The sequence below is a fragment of the Limosilactobacillus reuteri subsp. simiae genome (assembly GCF_020784875.1).
GTDB lineage: Bacteria > Bacillota > Bacilli > Lactobacillales > Lactobacillaceae > Limosilactobacillus > Limosilactobacillus reuteri_H.
Map to the genome: position 1 here is coordinate 1 of NZ_JAJGUI010000045.1, position 635 is coordinate 635.

General features: G+C 36.1%; 1 protein-coding gene. It reads right to left on the minus strand.

Translation table 11 applies throughout. The features are described from left to right. A partial coding sequence (locus tag LMC10_RS01350; protein WP_229268727.1) for a transposase family protein occupies positions 1 to 586 on the minus strand: 586 nt, incomplete at its 3' end. Between the last annotated feature and the right edge of the window lie 49 nt (positions 587 to 635).

Sequence of the window (635 nt, forward strand, 5' to 3'; positions counted from 1 at the left end):
ATAGACGATCCTGTAACTTTGTGACAATTTGGTGGGTTTCAGCATCACAACAGATAAAGGACATCACCGACTTAGTTGAACGAAACTCGTCAAAACATAGATGCTTAGGCAACTTAGCCACACGATAGTGTGGTTCCATGCGCTCTAAAATTGTTCGACGAACACTGCTAGGAGAGCAGTGACACATTTCAGCAATTAGCTGACCAGATAGTCCTTTACGAGCCAAAAGCATGATTTGATTTTTGAGATCACTGGATAGGGTTTGATTTTCTTTGGTTAAATTAGTAATAGCACCAAAAGTAGTATGGCATGATTTACATTTATAGCGTTGTTTACGAAGCTCTAATTCATATCTTCTCCCGTTTAAACTAGCCAGTCGTACATGAGTTTTGCGAAAGCCATCCTTATTAACTGTGGGAAAGCCACAGTTACGACAATGATTAATCGGATAAGAAAGAGTAGCCGTTATTAGTGTTATATACTCTTTAACAGAATCATCGTTGTGTTCAGCTTCTTCAACAGAAATAATTTTAATATTTTTATCTTTAATTCCAAGAATATTTAGGATAGAATCATTATGGGACATTTGTTTAACCTTCTTTCATGATTTTTGTGGTGAATTGATTGTATAACGA